Annotated in this window: 18 protein-coding genes; 8 read left to right on the top strand and 10 right to left on the bottom strand. The window is 69.2% G+C overall.

Annotation, left to right across the window (positions count from 1 at the left end; all coding sequences use genetic code 11):
• Positions 1-107 precede the first annotated feature (107 nt).
• Positions 108-632, bottom strand: a complete 525-nt coding sequence (locus K8625_RS24660; protein WP_223745665.1) for a hypothetical protein — start codon at positions 630-632, stop codon at positions 108-110.
• 155 nt (positions 633-787) lie between these two features.
• On the opposite strand from K8625_RS24660, the gene K8625_RS24655 reads away from it, so the two are divergent.
• Together K8625_RS24655 and K8625_RS24650 are read left to right on the top strand one after the other, a co-directional pair.
• Positions 788-1,252, top strand: coding sequence for a hypothetical protein (locus K8625_RS24655; protein ID WP_223745664.1), 465 nt, complete (start codon positions 788-790; stop codon positions 1,250-1,252).
• A gap of 86 nt (positions 1,253-1,338) precedes the next feature.
• Positions 1,339-2,376, top strand: coding sequence for a PA0069 family radical SAM protein (locus K8625_RS24650; protein WP_223745663.1), 1,038 nt, complete (start codon positions 1,339-1,341; stop codon positions 2,374-2,376).
• Positions 2,377-2,382: 6 nt separating this feature from the next.
• Here K8625_RS24650 and K8625_RS24645 read toward each other — a convergent pair whose 3' ends face one another.
• The 3 genes from K8625_RS24645 to serC all read right to left on the bottom strand — a co-directional run bounded on the left by K8625_RS24645 (position 2,383) and on the right by serC (position 4,511).
• Positions 2,383-2,631: a GlsB/YeaQ/YmgE family stress response membrane protein gene (locus K8625_RS24645; protein ID WP_046715010.1), complete on the bottom strand. Its 249-nt coding sequence runs from the start codon at positions 2,629-2,631 to the stop codon at positions 2,383-2,385.
• A gap of 174 nt (positions 2,632-2,805) precedes the next feature.
• Positions 2,806-3,381, bottom strand: coding sequence for a chalcone isomerase family protein (locus tag K8625_RS24640; RefSeq protein WP_046715011.1), 576 nt, complete (start codon positions 3,379-3,381; stop codon positions 2,806-2,808).
• A gap of 41 nt (positions 3,382-3,422) precedes the next feature.
• Positions 3,423-4,511 (bottom strand): 3-phosphoserine/phosphohydroxythreonine transaminase, encoded by a 1,089-nt coding sequence (gene serC, locus K8625_RS24635; RefSeq protein WP_223745662.1) that lies wholly within the window; start codon positions 4,509-4,511, stop codon positions 3,423-3,425.
• Between the two features lie 170 nt (positions 4,512-4,681).
• Here serC and K8625_RS24630 point away from each other — a divergent pair, with 170 nt between their 5' ends.
• From K8625_RS24630 to K8625_RS24615, 4 genes are read left to right on the top strand one after another with little or no spacing between them, the layout of a single operon-like run.
• On the top strand, positions 4,682-5,257 hold the full coding sequence (locus K8625_RS24630; protein WP_174816707.1) for an RNA polymerase sigma factor: 576 nt from the start codon (positions 4,682-4,684) through the stop codon (positions 5,255-5,257).
• Positions 5,258-5,263: 6 nt separating this feature from the next.
• The gene (locus tag K8625_RS24625; protein ID WP_223784075.1) at positions 5,264-6,079 is read left to right on the top strand and encodes a hypothetical protein; all 816 of its coding nucleotides are present in this window, start codon (positions 5,264-5,266) and stop codon (positions 6,077-6,079) included.
• A gap of 10 nt (positions 6,080-6,089) precedes the next feature.
• Positions 6,090-7,736: a caspase family protein gene (locus K8625_RS24620; protein ID WP_223745660.1), complete on the top strand. Its 1,647-nt coding sequence runs from the start codon at positions 6,090-6,092 to the stop codon at positions 7,734-7,736.
• Positions 7,736-8,833, top strand: coding sequence for a carboxypeptidase regulatory-like domain-containing protein (locus K8625_RS24615; protein ID WP_223784074.1), 1,098 nt, complete (start codon positions 7,736-7,738; stop codon positions 8,831-8,833). Before K8625_RS24620 ends, K8625_RS24615 begins: the two co-directional genes overlap by 1 nt.
• Positions 8,834-8,843: 10 nt before the next feature.
• On the opposite strand, the gene K8625_RS24610 is transcribed toward K8625_RS24615, so the two are convergent.
• The 4 genes from K8625_RS24610 to K8625_RS24595 all read right to left on the bottom strand — a co-directional run bounded on the left by K8625_RS24610 (position 8,844) and on the right by K8625_RS24595 (position 12,342).
• Positions 8,844-9,569, bottom strand: a complete 726-nt coding sequence (locus tag K8625_RS24610) for a DUF2063 domain-containing protein (protein WP_223784073.1) — start codon at positions 9,567-9,569, stop codon at positions 8,844-8,846.
• Positions 9,566-10,411, bottom strand: coding sequence for a DUF692 domain-containing protein (locus K8625_RS24605; RefSeq protein WP_370641976.1), 846 nt, complete (start codon positions 10,409-10,411; stop codon positions 9,566-9,568). The genes K8625_RS24610 and K8625_RS24605 overlap by 4 nt, the downstream gene beginning before the upstream one ends.
• A gap of 96 nt (positions 10,412-10,507) precedes the next feature.
• On the bottom strand, positions 10,508-10,774 hold the full coding sequence (locus K8625_RS24600; protein ID WP_223745656.1) for a hypothetical protein: 267 nt from the start codon (positions 10,772-10,774) through the stop codon (positions 10,508-10,510).
• Between the two features lie 107 nt (positions 10,775-10,881).
• A complete protein-coding gene (locus K8625_RS24595; RefSeq protein ID WP_223784138.1) occupies positions 10,882-12,342 on the bottom strand; it encodes a hypothetical protein in 1,461 nt (486 codons plus the stop codon).
• 353 nt (positions 12,343-12,695) lie between these two features.
• On the opposite strand from K8625_RS24595, the gene K8625_RS24590 reads away from it, so the two are divergent.
• Both K8625_RS24590 and K8625_RS24585 read left to right on the top strand, forming a co-directional pair.
• Positions 12,696-13,526 (top strand): hypothetical protein, encoded by an 831-nt coding sequence (locus tag K8625_RS24590; protein WP_223784071.1) that lies wholly within the window; start codon positions 12,696-12,698, stop codon positions 13,524-13,526.
• Positions 13,523-14,443, top strand: coding sequence for a type VI immunity family protein (locus K8625_RS24585; protein WP_223784070.1), 921 nt, complete (start codon positions 13,523-13,525; stop codon positions 14,441-14,443). Before K8625_RS24590 ends, K8625_RS24585 begins: the two co-directional genes overlap by 4 nt.
• Positions 14,444-14,473: 30 nt before the next feature.
• On the opposite strand, the gene K8625_RS24580 is transcribed toward K8625_RS24585, so the two are convergent.
• Positions 14,474-15,076 (bottom strand): TetR/AcrR family transcriptional regulator, encoded by a 603-nt coding sequence (locus K8625_RS24580; RefSeq protein WP_223784069.1) that lies wholly within the window; start codon positions 15,074-15,076, stop codon positions 14,474-14,476.
• Positions 15,077-15,083: 7 nt separating this feature from the next.
• Positions 15,084-15,608, bottom strand: a complete 525-nt coding sequence (locus K8625_RS24575; RefSeq protein ID WP_255665944.1) for a PaaI family thioesterase — start codon at positions 15,606-15,608, stop codon at positions 15,084-15,086.
• Positions 15,609-15,678: the final 70 nt, after the last annotated feature.

Below are 15,678 nucleotides of genomic sequence, written 5' to 3'. Positions count from 1 at the left end.
GTTTACCTTGGGGGCCCCTTTTCGAGAAGGTCCCCCCGTGGTGACTCACAACGTCAAGCGAGGGTTTCCTTCATGAGGCCCCGTGGCGCGAGCGGGGACGAGCGGCGTCAGTCCTTGACGACGGTGGTGATGGTCAGCGGCGTCGCGTTGCCCACGAAGGTGCCGGCGGTGGTGGTGCACGGCATGGGCACCTGCGAGAAGTCCGCGGCGTAGTAGCCGTAGGTGGAGCCGTTGCCCTTCTCGTAGAACTCGTGCCCGTCCGGGAGGACCACCTTCCAGACGTAGTTGAGGCTCGTGTACTGCGTGGACGAGCGCGACCGGATGACCCCCGTCACGGTGGTGCCCCAGTGCCAAGGCGCCACGGCGGGCACCTCCACGGTCTGCGGCGCCGGAGCCCAGTCGAACGTGCTCGACGGACCAGAGCTGCCGCCCCAGCCGTAGATGAGGAACACGCGGGTGCCCCAGGGCAAATCGTCGTTGCGGTACGTCAGGGTGATTTCCGCCTGCGAGGTGCTGAAGTAGCCACACGTGTTGAGCACCGTGCGCGCCTGCGCCCACTGCGAGCCCGCGAGCGCCGAGGTGGAGGTGAGCAACAGGGAGAGTACGAGCGCGTGGCGCGAGAACCGGGACATGCGGAGACTCCAGGAGTAGGTTGACAGCGTCGCCCCTCTACCAGAGCCGTGGATTCTGAGGGAGTCCTGAGACAACCGCCATCGTCGAGACACGCGGTGGTGTGTTCGAATGTCCGTCCGACACGAGCTGTGTGGCTCGTCGAGCCCGTCCGCGCATGCCCCGCGAGCCGCCCATCGTCCTGCCCGTCCTGCTGCCTCTGCTCCGGCACGCGAACCCGTGGGCGCTGCTGCTGGTGAAGGAGGAGGGCTATCCGCTCTCCACCGCCGCCCTGCTCTCCGAGCGCTACGCCTTGAAGAGCAACGAGAAGCCCTTCGTGAAGGCGCTGCTGGAGCGCAAGCGCAACCTCTGGGTCTTCCGCTGTGACCAGCGCCGCTTCGCGGGGGACTTCGTCGTCGTGGACATGGCGGAGCCGCGCCCCGCCCGACGACAGGTGGTGGTGCTGGACCTGAAGATGGGCGCGCCGCTCGTGCTCGGCGGAGGCGGCGCCGGGGTGCAGCTCGTCCATGCCCGGGACGCGGTGGAGGGCGTCGCGGCACGCCAGGACGTCATCCCTCCCGGCCCCCCGTACACCCTGGCCACGGGCGACAAGGACGTCATGCTCGCCCATCTGGGCGCATGAAGCCGAAGCCGTGTTGGAATGACAGACATCCCGACCTGAAAGACATGGGACTTGACTGAACGGAGTTTCAGTCCCACTCTGGGACGGTGAAAGCCCGCCCCGTCGACAATCCGCCCAACCCCTGGGCGAGCACCGCGGTGGAGTACCTGGACGAGATTCCTCCCGCGAAGCTGGAGGTCTGGGAGGACCACAGCCGCCAGGTCCTCTCCCACAACGACAGCCCGGACGTGGGCTTCGACTGGAGCGTCAATCCCTACCGGGGCTGTCTGCACGCGTGCGCCTACTGCTACGCGCGCCCCACCCACCAGTACCTCGACTTCGGCGCCGGCACCGACTTCGAGACGAAGCTGGTGATGAAGCCGCGCGCGGCGGAGCTGCTCCGCGACGCCTTCGAGCGCCCCTCCTGGAAGGGGGACACCGTCGTCTTCAGCGGCGTCACCGACTGCTACCAGCCGCTCGAGGCCTCCATGCGGCTGACGCGCGCGTGCCTGGAGGTCTGCGCCGAGTACAAGAACCCCGTCGGCATCGTCACCAAGGGCGTGCTCATCGAGCGCGACCTCGACGTGCTCCAGCGCCTGTCCCGCGACGCGCGGCTGTGGGTCAGCATCAGCCTGCCCTTCCACCACGCGGACATCGCCCGCGCCATGGAGCCCTACGCGGCCTCGCCCCAGCGGCGGCTGCTCGCCATCCGCCGCCTCGCGGACGCGGGCATCGACGTGGCCATCTCCTTCGCGCCCATCATCCCCGGCCTCAACGACGAGGACATCCACCGCGTCCTCACCGCCGCGAAGGAGGCCGGCGCCCGCCGCGCCCACTACACCCTGGTGCGCCTGCCCGGCCCCGTGAAGGACGTCTTCGAGGAGCGGCTTCGCGCCAGGCTCCCCCTGCGCGCCGAGCGCGTGCTCCACCGCATCCGGGAGACGCGCGGCGGGGAGCTCAGCGACTCCCGCTTCAAGCACCGCATGCGAGGCGAGGGGCTCTACGCCCAGACCATCCACCGCCTCTTCGAGACAACGGCGCGCAGGGTGGGCCTGCGCACCTCGTACATCACCGAGCCGGCACCGGACACCTTCCAGCGCCCGCCGCGAAAGCCACCGCCCTCGCCCCAGCTCAGCCTCTTCTGAGCGCGCCTATTTGCGTATCGCCTGGACGATGCTGATGAGGATGACCGCCCCCACCGTGGCCACCGCCAACGAGTAGAGGTTGAACCCCGTCACGCCGCGCCCGCCCAGCAGGCTGAACAGGAAGCCGCCAATCATCGAGCCGACGATGCCCGTCGCGATGTTGGCGAAGATTCCCATCCTCGCGTTCGTTCCCTTGATGATGCTCGCGATCCACCCCGCGAGCCCTCCCAGCACCAGCCACGAGCAGATTCCCATGTCATCCTCCTGACCGGCGGGTTGCTATCAGACCCGGCGTCGCCGTGCACCCGGGCCCACACAGGCCACTACGGCCCACGTGCCCACGTATTTCAAGGCCCCACGCCCCCTCACGAAAACGCCCCACGCCTCCCGAGGGAGACATGGGGCGCGTGTACGACACGAAGGCGCGGCTCAGTCCTTGCCGAGCATGCCGTCCTTCAGGCCGCCGTCCACCGGCGACTTGCCCAGCCACACGGAGAACAGCGCGTCGGCGAAGTCCTTGCCCTCCACCGAGATGGGCTCCGTCACCTTGGTGCTCCGCACGCTCGTGCCGGAACCCGGGACGTAGGTGAGGATGATCTCCTCGCCCTTCTTCACGTCCGGAATGGCGTTGGCGAAGGTGTTCAGCCGCTCCTGGAGCGCGGGCAGCTTGTCGCCCGCGTTCTTCTTGAAGCCCTCCACGATGGCGTCGGTGATGCTCTTCTTGTCCAGGTCGCGCAGCATGTACATGCGCACGCGCTTGGACTCGTCCGCGGACACGAGCGCCGCGGCGTCCTGGCTCGGTGTCTCCACGTACAGGCCCACCGCGTAGACCTTGAACATCATCTTCTTGCGCAGGCCCACGCCGTTGAGCTTCAGCTCCTTGCCCTCCACCTTGGCGGTTCCGGGGAACTTCACCCCGGCGACCTCCTGGGCCTCTCCCGGAGCGGCGGAAGCAGGCAGGGCGAACAGCAGGCAGAGCGCGACGGCGGACAGGGTGGCTTTCATGAATCCCTCCAAGTGGGTTGTTTCACGTGCTCCGACGCACACTAGCCACGCGTCTTCACGAAATGCTCCATGAAGGTGACGAGGGTGCGCACATTCTCCACAGTCACCGCGTTGTACGTGGAAACCCGGATTCCTCCAGCGGTCCGGTGGCCCTTGAGCCCCACCATTCCTTGCCGCTTCGCGTCAGCGACGAAGGCCGCGTCCAGCTCCGGCGTGGGCAGGTGGAACACGACGTTCATCACTGAACGCGACGCGCGCTCCACGGGGGCCCGGTAGAAGCCCGCGTGCGTGTCCAGCGCGCCGTAGAGCAGGTCCGCCTTCTGGCGGTTCCACGCTTCAATCTGGCCCAGCCCGCCCACGTCCTTCATCCACGCGAGCACGTTGCGCACCAGGTAGATGGCCAGCGTGGGGGGCGTGTTGTAGAGCGAGTTGTTCTCCGCGTGGACGGAGTACCGGAAGATCTTCGGGATGTCCTTGCGGCCCTTCGCGATGAAGTCCTTCTGGGCCACCACCAGCGTGACGCCGGAGGGCCCCAGGTTCTTCTGCGCGCCCGCGTAGACCAGCCCGAAGCGCGACAGGTCCATCTTCTTCCACAGGAAGTCGGAGCTCATGTCCGCCACCAGCGGCACCGGCCCGGTGTCCGGCAGCGTGTGCCACTGGGTGCCGTAGATGGTGTTGTTGGTGGTGACGTGGACGTACGCGGCCTTCGCGTCCAGGGACAGCTCGTCCTGGCGTGGCACGCGGGTGTAGTGCTTGTCGGGCTGCACCGTCGTCGCCGCGACGCGGGGCTTGCCGTAGTACTTCGCCTCGTCGAGCGCCTTCTCGCTCCACACGCCCGTCATGAGGTAGTCCGCGCTCGTGTCGGGGGTGAGGAAGTTCATCGGCACCTGGGCGAACTGCTGCGACGCGCCGCCGGTGAGGAAGAGGACCTGGTGCGTGGACGGCAGGCCCGTCAGCTCCGACAGCAGGGCGATGGCCTCGTCGTGGACGGCCTCGTACTCCTTGCCGCGGTGGCTGTGCTCCATGACGGACATGCCGGAGCCCTGGAAGTCGAGCAGCTCGTCCCGGGCGCGCTCCAGGGCGGGAAGGGGCAGGCCGGCGGGACCGGGGTTGAAGTTGATGACGCGCATGGCGGACAGGGCTCCTCTTCGAAATGGAACGGCGGGGCCCATTCTTCCTCCCGACGCCCCCCCGGGAGCCAGTAGGAAGCGGTCCGCCCTCGTCCGCCTCCTCCAGGAGCGGCCCCGGGGACGGGAAATGCAGCGTGGCCACCGGGCCGTCCCGGGGGTCTGGAGGTCAGGTGGGTTCCACGGAGGGACTGGCGGAGTGGGTACGGCGCGCGGCGAGTGGGGAGACTTCCGCCTTCAGTGAGCTGTATCGGCGCACCCGCCCCCTCGTGGCGAGGTTGGTGGCGGGGTTCGCCCCGCTGGACTCGGACGAGGTGGAGGACGTCATCCAGGAGTCCTTCGTCCGGGCGTTCCGGGCGCTGCCCCGGCTGAAGGAGCCGGGGGCCTTCGAGGCCTGGCTGTTGTCCATCGCTCGCAACCGGGCGCGCACCCGGCTGGAGCGAAAGGCCCACCTCAGGAGGTTGGAGGACGACATCGCGGACCCGGAGCCGGAGGCGGTGCCGCCCGTGCCGGAGTCCCTGCAGCTCGAGCGCGACATCGAGGTGGTCCGTCAGCTCATCGCCGAGCTGCCCGAGGGCGAGGAGAAGCGGACAGTGCAGCTTTTCTATATCGAAGGGGAGCTGTCCGCGCGTGAGATTGCGGAGCAGATGGGCGTGGGCAAAAGCGCCGTGACGATGAGACTCGAGCGCTTCCGGGGTCGTATCAAGAGAGAGCTGCTGCGGCGAGTGCTCGCCGGTCGGTGGGAGTGAGAGGTCATGAGACACCTGGATGACGAGGCGCTCGGCGCCCTTGCCCGTCGTGAGCCGGACGCGGTGACGTACTTCCGCGAGCACCTGGCCACCGCGTGTGAGGCGTGTGAGGGCTACCTCGCCACCCACTCCGGCCCTGACGTCCTGGACGGGCGGGTGGACGCGGTGCTCCTGGCCCTGGCGCCTCCGCGCCCCCAGGCCCCCCTGGACGAGGTGGGCCTGGCGCGGGTGAAGAAGCAGCTTCGCGCACCGCCCCGGTGGGACGCGCGGCGCTGGGGCGTGGTGGCGGGCGCGGTGGCCGCGGCGCTCGTCGCGGTGGTGGTGGTGCCCCGGGTGCGCCAGTCGGGCGCCGGGGTGGAGGTGGGCACGGACTCGCTGGCGCCGGGCGTGAAGGGCCAGGTGGGGAAGATTGCCCTGGAGCTGGCGGTGGTGGCGCGCGGCGCGGACGGGAGCCTCAGGCGGTTGGACCCGGACACCCAGGTGGCCCCGGGCGACGTGCTGCTCCTGCGCTACCACGCCACCGAGGCGGGCACGGGCCTGCTCTTCCAGCAGCGGGCCGAGCAGGAGCCGGAGCTGTTGGGCACCTTCGTGCTGGAGGCGGGGACCCATGACCTGCGCGACCCCCAGGGCCTGTCGGGCGTCAGCCTGGAGGGGGAATCGGGGCCGGTGACGTTGTGGTTGGCCGCCACCCCCTCGGGCCTGGAGCCCTCGCCCGACGAGGTGAGGCGGGTCCTGGTGGGAGGAGGTGAGCGATGGGAACAAGGCACGCTCGCCGTGACGAGGTTCGACGTGCGCGTGGGAAGCGGCGAGAATCCGCGCTGACCGAGTCACCGTGAGGCCCCTGCTCTCCATCCTGCTGGCGGCGCTGATGGCGTGCGCGACTCCTTCGTCCCTGGGGACGGAGAAGGGCGGCCTCGTGCCGCTGCGGCTCGACGAAGAGGCGCTCTCCAGCGCCTACACGCCCCGGCGGATGGCGCTGCTCGTGGGCATCTCCGAGTTCGACGACCCCCATTGGCGGGGGCTGCGTTACCCATCGAAGGACGCCAAGGACCTGGCCGCGGCGATGCTGGACCCGACGAAGGGCCGCTTCGACCAGGTGCGCGTGCTCACGCGGCCGGAGGAGACGACACGCGCGGCCATCCTCGCCGCGCTCAGGCAGCTCCGGAAGGAGGCGCACCGCCCGGATGACGTGGTGGTGGTCTACTTCTCCGCGCACGGCACGCTGGCGCGCGACGCCACCGGGGAGCTGCGCCGCTTCCTGGTGACGCGGGACGCGTCCTACCGCGCCATCGCGCAGACGGCGCTGTCCATGGACGCGCTGAAGGCGGAGTTCGACGCGCTCTCCAGCCGGCGGCGGCTGCTGGTGCTGGCCTCGTGTCACAGCGGCAACGGCAAGTCGCTGTTGCCCAAGGAGTTGGAGAAGGAACTGTCGGGCATCAAGTCCGGCTTCTACGCGCGGCCGCTGGAGGAGTCCTCGCGGGCTTCCATGGTGTTCGCCGCCTGTGACTGGGGCGAGACGGCGCGCGAGGACGAGGGCCTGCAGAACGACATCTACACGCACTTCCTCGTCGAGGGGCTGGGCGGCGGCGCTGACCGCAACGCGGACGGAGCCGTCACCGCGACGGAGGCGCACGACTACGCGCGCCGGCGCACGTTCGCCTTCACGGAAGGACGGCAGCGGCCGTCGGCGGAAATCCTGGAGGTGGGCGCGGACCCGGTGGTGCTGTCGGGCAGCATCTCCCGCACGGGCCGGCCGGAGCTGTTCTCCTACAACCCGCGCCTGGATGGCTTCACGCTCAAGGTGGACGGGGAGCCGCGCACGGAGCTGCCGGGCGGCGCGGCGGTGGTGCCGGGCAAGCGCACGGTGGAGCTGACCAAGGGTGACGCGGTGCTGGTGCGCCGCGAGGTGGAGGTGGGTGACGGGGAGCGGCTGCCCCTGGAGCAGCTGTTGTCGGAGGCCTTCCCCCGGCGCTCGCTGTCGCTGCTGGGCGGCATGTTCACCTTCGCGGACGCGAGAAGCCGCGGGGAGCTGTTGCCCATGGCGCCGGAGGTGGCGGTGTCGTTGCGGCTGGAGGACCGTCCGCTGCGCGACTTCGGGCTCTTGTTCGATGTCAGCTTCAGCACGGGCCGCCGCTCGCTGCGGCTCCTGCCGGAGGACACGGTCCCCTTCCGCTACACGACGTTCTCCGCCGGCGTGGCGCTCCCCTACCTGTGGCGCTGGGAGCGGCTGACGCTCTTCGCCGGCCCGCGTGTGGCCACCTTGTACCTGGGGCGGTCTTTCGATGTGGAGACGTACGCCGCCGGGCAGAGTTTCTTCACGGTCAGCCCCGGCGTGGTCGGAGGCGTGGTGCTGAGGGTGGGAGAGCGCCTGGAGTTGGTGGGACAGGCGCAGCTCATGCTGACGTACGTGGTGTTGGACGGGAAGGGACAGGCCGTGGGCTTCACCGGCGGCTGGGCCGGTGTGGGGTACCGCTTTTGATGCGCTCGAAACTGCACATCGCGTTGGGAGTCCTCCTGGCCCTGGGCGCGGGAGCGTGCGGCAACCTGGAGAACGCGCCCCTGCGGCTGGGCACCATCGAAGGGGCGCTGTCGGAGTACGACCCGGCGCACGCCCTGGTGTCGGTGGTGGGCGCGCCACAGCTGCGCTCGACGGTGGATGACCAGGGACGCTTCAAGCTGGAGAAGGTCCCCTCCGGGGACGTGGAGCTGTTCGTCGTCGCCACGCGGGAGAAGGCGACGCGGGTGAAGGTGAAGGTCTCCGCCGGCAAGGCGCTCGAGGTCGAGCGCGTCGAGCCGAAGGCCGCGGGCTTCCTGGAGCTGCGCGCGCGGTCCACCCAGGGCGAGCGGGTGGCGGGCGTGGAGGTGACGGTGCTGGGCACGCACCTGGACCAACTGCAACTGGATGGCAAGGGGCGCGTGCAGGTGGGCCCCCTGCCGGACGGGTGCTACGAGCTGTCCATCGTCGGCATGGGGTTTCCGGAGGTGCGCTCCTCGGCGTGCGTCGGCTCGGGAGAGAAGAAGGAGCTGCGCGTCCAGTTGCAGCCCCGCGCGGACCTGGTGAACCGGTGCGCCGCGACGGGCTGCGAGGACGGCCTGGTGTGCGGCCCGGGTGGCCGCTGCGTGGAGTGCGTGGAGGACGACCAGTGCGGCGCGGGCATGTCGTGCAAGGGCTTCCGCTGCAACGCGAACGGCCCCCAGTGCGGCGCGTGCGTGAATGGCCGCAGCTGTGATGACGGCTCCGCGTGCATGCTGCTCGTCGGCGGCGGGCCGACGTGCGTGAAGTCCTGCACGGAGACGGTGGACGAGGACGACCTCGCCGCGAGCCGCTGCGAGGCGGGCTTCACCTGCCAGGCGGGCAGCTGCCTGCCGGACACGCAGCGCTTCCTGAGCTGCAGCGCGCTCCTGCAGTTCGGCGCGGAGTGCATGGACGACGAGCGCTGCCAGGGGCTGGGCATGGCCTCGGGCCTGTGCGTGGAGCGCCAGTGCACCGTGCCGTGCGTCGAGGACCTGGACTGCCCGGGCGCCTCGCGCTGCGAGGACACCCTGGACGGTCGCGTGTGCTCGGTCCGCGACTGAGGGCCCTGAGTCACCCGCCCGGCGTGAGCACGAGCCCGTCGCGGGAGAGCCGGGCCACCGCGCCGAGGACGTCGGACTCGGGCATCCCGGTGGCCGCCGTCACGTCCGATGCGGACAGGCCCTCCACCGCCATCTTCAGCACGAGCAGCGTGGGCGGCGTGGCCTCCTGGTAGTACGTCACCAGGTCCACGGGGTGGCGCCACAGGAGCGCCAGCTCCTCGCCGCGCTCGGGCGCCCCACCCTCCCCCCGACTCCGCACGTGCGCGCAGAGGCGGAAGGTGTGCTCCAGCACGGCCAGGGTGGGGTTCGGCGTCAGCGTCTCCACGCGGGCCGGCGACGGCGCCTGGGACGAGAACACCGCGAAGTCCGTCCACTCGAAGCGCGCCAGCTCGGCGGAGTAAGCCGGCAGGCCGTGGGACACGAGCGAGTCCGCGATGAACGCGGGGAAGCCCTCGCCCAGCCGGTTCACCTCGTGGTGCCGCGCGGGGCGCGTCAGCGTGTAGCCCTCCACGAGCGAGGTCCATGCCTCCGGCCCCACCGCGCGGCGCAGGAGCGGATAGAGCTTCTCCACCGCGCCTCGCACGTGGCCTCGCACGAAGTCGCCGTAGAGGGACACGCGCCGGGCGGGCGCGTCCCACCCCGGGTGCCTGGCGTAGAGCTGCTCCAGTGAGGCCGTGCCCGGCTTCGCGAGGTAGGCGCCCATGCCGTCGAAGAAGTGCTTGAGCTCGGGCTTCATCGTCGCTCCGTGTCGCCGAGCACGGCGCGCGCCCGGTCCGCTTCGTCCAGCACGGCCGTCATCGACGGGATGTCCTGGTCCCACTCGATGAGCGTCGACACGGGGCCGGTGCGCTCGAGCACGTAGCGATACAGCGACCACACGTCGTCACAGACGCGGTCTCCGTGCGTGTCGATGATGACGTCGGGGTAGCGCGTGTGGCCGGCGAGGTGCACCTGCACCACGCGCTCGAGCGGCAGCGCGTCCACGAAGGCGCGCGCGTCGTAGCCGTGGTTGAGCGCGTTGACGTAGACGTTGTTCACGTCCAGGAGGAAGCCGCAGTCCGCCTGCTCCACCACGTGCCGCAGGAAGTCCGCTTCGCCCAGCGTGCCCCCGGGCATGTTCGCGTAGTAGCTCGGGTTCTCCAGCAGGAAGGGGCGGCCCACGCGGGCCATCACCTCGCGCACGCGCGGCACGACGTGCTCCACCGCGGCCTCACTGAAGGGCAGCGGCAACAGGTCGTGCAGGTACACGCCGCCCAGGCGCGAGTAGCACAGGTGGTCGGAGAAGAACGGCGCGTCCACGCGCTCGACCAGCGCGGCCAGCGCCGTGACGTAGTCGACGTCGAGCGCGTCCGGCCCGCCGATGTCCAGGCCCACGCCGTGCGGCAACACGGGCCAGCGCTCCACGCACGCGTCCAGCGCGCGCTGGGGACGACCGCCGAGCGACAGGAAGTTCTCCGGGATGATCTCCACCCAGTCGAGCGTGCGCTGCGTGCGCGGCAGCTCCTCGTAGAAGCTCCGTCGCAGGCCGATGCCCGCGCCCAGGGGCTTCAGTCCGTGTCTTCGCGCGTACGTCGCCACCACGGCGGGGGACCTCCTACGGGGTTGATGCGAAACCGGGCGGTGGGAGCGGATGTTCCCACCGCCCGGAGGGGGCCTGGATGCGGCCCGTGACGACTACTTCTTGCCGCAGCCGCCCGCGCCGCAGGCGTGCTCGGTGCCCTTCTCCGGCGTCGCGGCGGGGGTGGTGCCGTCGGTCTTCTGCGCGCCGCAGCCCGCCTCGGCGCCCTTGTCGCCTTCGGCCTTCTGCGCGCCACAGCTGCCCTCGGCGCCCTTCTCCGCGGCGGCCGGCTGGGCCTCGGCGGACTTGGTGGAGGCACAGCCGGTGGCGAGGGAGGCCAGGGACAGGGTGCCGACAATCGCCGCAAGAGCCTTCGCGTTCATGGGGTTGCTTCCTTTCGGTACTGCGTTGAGGGGGTTACTGCTCGAGCGCGCGAGTCATCTGGAAGCGCGATGAGCGCCAGCGTCGTTCTGGACATGGCGGACCTCATCTACGGATGTCGATGAATCGCGGATGCATCCGATACGCAACTTCCCGCACGTGGGTTACACCCACCCGTTTCCAGTGCCTCGCGCAGCGCGCTGTCACGGGCCGGCACCAAGTGGATGCCCTCGTCGCCCGTCGTCACGCCCAGCGCTTGTAGCAAACCTTCCTGCTCCACAAAAGCAGGCCGCTCGAGGTGGCGGGCGAGCAGCGCATCGAACAGCGGCCGCCCCGCGACCTCGTCCACCGCCACGCCGAAGGCACCGAAGGTGGACGTGCTCCCCCGCGCCGCGAGCCCCTCCAACACATCCTCCAGGTGACGTCGGTTTCCAGTGACACGGCGGATTTCCACATCGAGATGCAGGGCGAAGAGCGCGCCGGTCCAATAGGTGCCTGGGGAGAAGTCGCTGTCGGCGACGACCTCCTTCATGGTGCGGGCTTTCGCCACGTCTCGGCCGCGCGCGAAGCCGTCCACCAGCTCGCCCCAGGCGCGCTGGGCGCTTTGTCTTCCCGAGCGGACCTGCGCCATCTCAGTGAGGTAGGTGGCGAGCCCCTCCGACAACCACGGCACGCGCGGGAGGATGGCGGGATGCGCGAGGTGGAGCATCTCGTGGAGCGCGACCCAGTCGCGCTCGAACGAGGCTTCGGTGGCGTCCTGTCCCACGAGCAGCGAGATGCTGGGTGGAGAGCTCCACAGCACCATGCCGAAGAGGCCGGGGCCCTCGCGCCCGGGGACGGGGATGACCCGCACGGTGACGCGGGGATAGGGGAAGGCGCGGCGCACGGTGAGCACTTCGTCGGCGGTCCGCTTCAGCCAGTGACACACGCGCGCGTCGTCGAGGTGGGTGAAGTGGCCGAGCACCGCCACGTCCAGCACCGCGTCTTGAAGGACCACCTGACACCGTCGTCCGCCGAAGGCGTGGAACCCCGAGTCGACGAGGTCCTCGGCGCGCAGGTGGTACAGGCCCGTGTCATCCGGTTGCCAGGGCAACAGGGCATCGATGCCCTCGACGACGAGCTCCACGCGCAGGTCGGGTGGCGCCAGGTTGGGGCGGATGAGGTACATGCGGCCCGTGAGGTGCCACGTGTCCTCCTCGGTGCTCCCCGAGAAGAAGTCCCAGCCGTGTCCACGACGGCGGGGTTCGAGTGCAAAGCGATAGCGCAGGAAGCGGATGTCCCGGGGCAGTTGCACCAGGCCGTCGCGGACCGGGACGTCGAGACGCTCGCCGTCCTCGCGGAATGCGCTGACGGAGTCCACGCCGCCGGGGCGGGTGAAGCGGAAGGTGCGCGGTGCGCCTCGGACGAGGACGACCTCCACGTCGAGCGCGGGCGTGGGTTCGCGGACGTAGGTGAGGTTGTAGCGCAGCGCCGCCGGGTCCTTCGCCGCGCGCGGGCGGACACCGCCGAGGCAGGACAGCGCCACGAGGCAGAGCAGCGGGAGCATCGAACGGATGCGCGCGGGGGACATCACGGGCACAACCCTAGCCTGGAGCGAAGCGTGCGCGGGAGCGACCGTCGGCGCTTCGCTGCGAGCGTGTGGGAAGGGCCCTCCGCGCGCCGAGGACGCGATCGGTGCCGAGCGACCTGGGACAGTGGGTCCTTCGGGCCGAGACGCGCCAGTCCGAGGGAGGGCCGCAATCCGAGCCCCTCAAGAGCCTGCGCGGGCACATCCCATGGCTCGATGCGTGTCTCCCCCCGAGGCCCCTTGGCGCACGATGGACTCGGAGCGTTGGAGGCCGCGCGGGCCTCTCCGTTGGACACGAGCCCCGCCCCATGACTGCGCCGTATCGGACTCACAGGGCGACGGGTAGATTCCGCGCCGTGCATTCCGACTTCATGCGCCTGATGCCACATCATCCCCGGAAGCCCACGCCATGGTGCCTTTCCCTGGTCCTGCTGACAGCGTGCGCGAGCAACCCGAGTCGATCCGGGCATGTCGACCTACGTCTCGACACAGAAACCGCTGCGAGGCTTCGCCATGCGGCTGCGGTGTCGCGTAGCGCGACTGGCGCTGCGGCGACCCAGGAAACGGCCTCGCAACTCATCAAACTCGCTCCAGTTCTGCTTGTCGTGCTGAAGGATGACAATGCAGTGGATGAGCTTGAAGAGCATCTCGTGGATTGCGCCATCCAGGCGGAGCGCCAGGTGAACAATGAGTTCTTCGGCGGGCGCTCCCCGACCCGAAGAGAGTGCGGTGAGGAAGTGGAGAGAGATGGCTGCGGTGACGTTGTCACCCGCGCCATGGCCCTTGGGAAGCGCAAGCACCTGCTGGCGCTCCAATGTGCTCGCGAGGTGCTGGAGCGAGCCTGGACGGCGCCTTTCAGCATCGAGCAACGCTATCGTTACTATCCTCATGCAGACCTCCTGGAGACCATCAGCCGAAGCGAAGAGGCTCGACTTCTCGCAGAGGGCTGCACGCGTGATTTGTGGCGCACCATCAAGCCGGATGTGGTCCTGCACTCCGATTCCAACCTGTTGAGCTCAATCCTCATCCTGGACTTCAAGTTCCCCTGCCCCGATTCGAATGAGGCCCGGTGGACTCTCTATGGGGAGAAGAGCGCCTACCAGGGCTCGAACCAGGGACGAGTCTACAGAGAGGCCCTGAAAGGAGAGGCAGTCATGATTTCGCCTCGATGGGGAATCACACAATGAGCGATTCGCTTCCAGTCATCCGACTGATGAACAAGCACGGAGACCTGGTGGCCCGTGATGGACTCGCGCTCTGCTTCTTCATGCGTCACTCACACCGGGATGTGGCCGACCGCGTCTGGTCCTGCCTGGAGAAGTACCGGCGTGCCATCCCTCCCCTGGCACTGGGGTGGTATGGAGCGGACGATGGAGACATGCTCCCCTTGGATGAAGCAGGGTGGACGCACATCCGTCAGCAAATTGTCGAACGTGCCTGGGGGGGCGAGTGGCTCGTTGATCTGTCCGAGTTGCCCGGCGGGGCCAGCGACTACCACTTCGGATACGACGGTCGAAAGCTCGATGACCCCATCTTCTCACGCGACGACAGGGCAACGAGTGGGCTCTGCTTCTTGTTCCCCACCGAGTACCTCATGACACATAGCCCGGAGCATTTCCGCACCCTGGCCCTCGAGATTGCTCGTGAGCTTCCGTTCAGCTTTGGTTACGCCAGCCCCGCGCTCATCTCCTCATCAGGGGCCTGGTTCTCCCTCCGGAAGCAGGTCCAAGAGGTGCTCCAACGTTACCTAGGCCTGGACCTCCCACGTCTGGGAGACACCAGTCGGAACATCGGTACGCGCGCACGAGGCGCTTACTGGCTCACGTTTCTGGGACAGCCGTTGCTCAGTCAGCTTGGAGGTCGCGAGATTGTGGAGCAACAGCTCGACTTGCCAGGTGTCTCTGTCCAAGCCGTGGACGAGGAGCGAATTCTGGTCACCTTGGGAGAGTGGCCCGAAGCCATCGACACCGAAAATCACGCCATCCCGCTGCCCTATCGGGAGATGACGCGGGTCCTCGAACCCTTCCTGCATGAGGAAGAGGTCACCGGGCTGCCGTGGGATCCCATCACCTTGCGTCTTCGGAGCCACCGACTCCGCCGATGATGCTCAGGGGTGGGCACAGCTCACTCGACGTCAGTCGCTCTGCTTCTTCTCCGGAGCCCCCGCGCCCGCGAGCAGGAAGGCGCGCGCCGCCTCCAGGATTTCATCCGACAGCGGCGTCGCCTTCGTCGCCCGCGCGAGCGTCATCGCCCCGAACAGGAGCGCCACCGTCGCCAGCGCGCGCTGCCTCCCGGTGACACCCTCCCCACTTGCGACCCGGGCCCCCAGCTCCGCCGCGAGCGTCTCCACGCCCCGCCCCAGCGCCTCCTGCGCCTCGGGCGTGCCCCGCGTCACGTCCGACAACACGGAGGGGAGGATGCAGCCCTCCTCCATGTCGTCACGGTTGTGGCGGTTCAAGTACCGCCGCACGAAGTGACTCAGGAACTCCGCGCCACGCAGCTCCTCCAGCCCTCCCAACCAGCGCGAGTGCTGATGCTGGAAGAACGCCCGCACCGACTCCGCGAGCAGCGAGTCCTTCGAGGCGAAGTGCGCATAGAAGCCGCCCACCGTCAGCCCGGCCGCGCGCATGACGCGCTCCACGCTCGCGCCCGCGAACCCCTCCTTCCGGAAGAGCGACTCCGCCGCCGCCAGGATTCTCTCGCGCGTGGCCTGCTTGTGCTCGGGTGCGTAGCGCATCGCCGCCCTACTCCCGGCCACCCGGGCCCGCGGGCCTGAACACCATGCACGTCGTCGTCCCGTGCGCGTACAGCTTCCCGCTCGCGTCCGTCAGCTTCGCCTGCGCCGTCGCCACCCGCCCTCCCACGTGAATCACCTCCCCCGTGCACGTCAGCTTCCCCGTGTCCTGCGAGATGGCCCGCACCATGTTCACGTGCAGCTCCAACGTCGTGTAGCCCGCCCCCACCGGCAACGTGCTGTGCACCGCGCACCCCAGCGCCGAGTCCAACAACGTGGCCGCCAATCCCCCGTGCACCGTCCCGATCGGGTTGTAGTGGTACTCCCCCGGCTCCACCTCGAACACCGCCCGCCCCTCCGACACCTCCACCGGCGCGAAGCCCATCAGCGACGCAATCGGCGCCCCCGGCACCTCCCCCCGGACGATGGCGCGCAGGTACTCCAGCCCCGACATCGTCTTCGCCGCCGCCACCCCCTCCCGGTAGTCCCGCCAGGTCACCGTCCGGGTCCGCGCGTCGCTCTCCGCCTCGCTCATGGCCTCTCCCTCGATGAAATGATGACCCTCATCGTCCCAGAACCGGACATCCACACGTTCCTCGACAATG

Source organism: Myxococcus sp. AS-1-15, from assembly GCF_020037055.1.
GTDB classification, from domain to species: domain Bacteria; phylum Myxococcota; class Myxococcia; order Myxococcales; family Myxococcaceae; genus Myxococcus; species Myxococcus fulvus.
The sequence above is the reverse complement of the archived record's forward strand: the minus strand, read 5'-3'. Positions and strand labels throughout refer to the sequence as shown.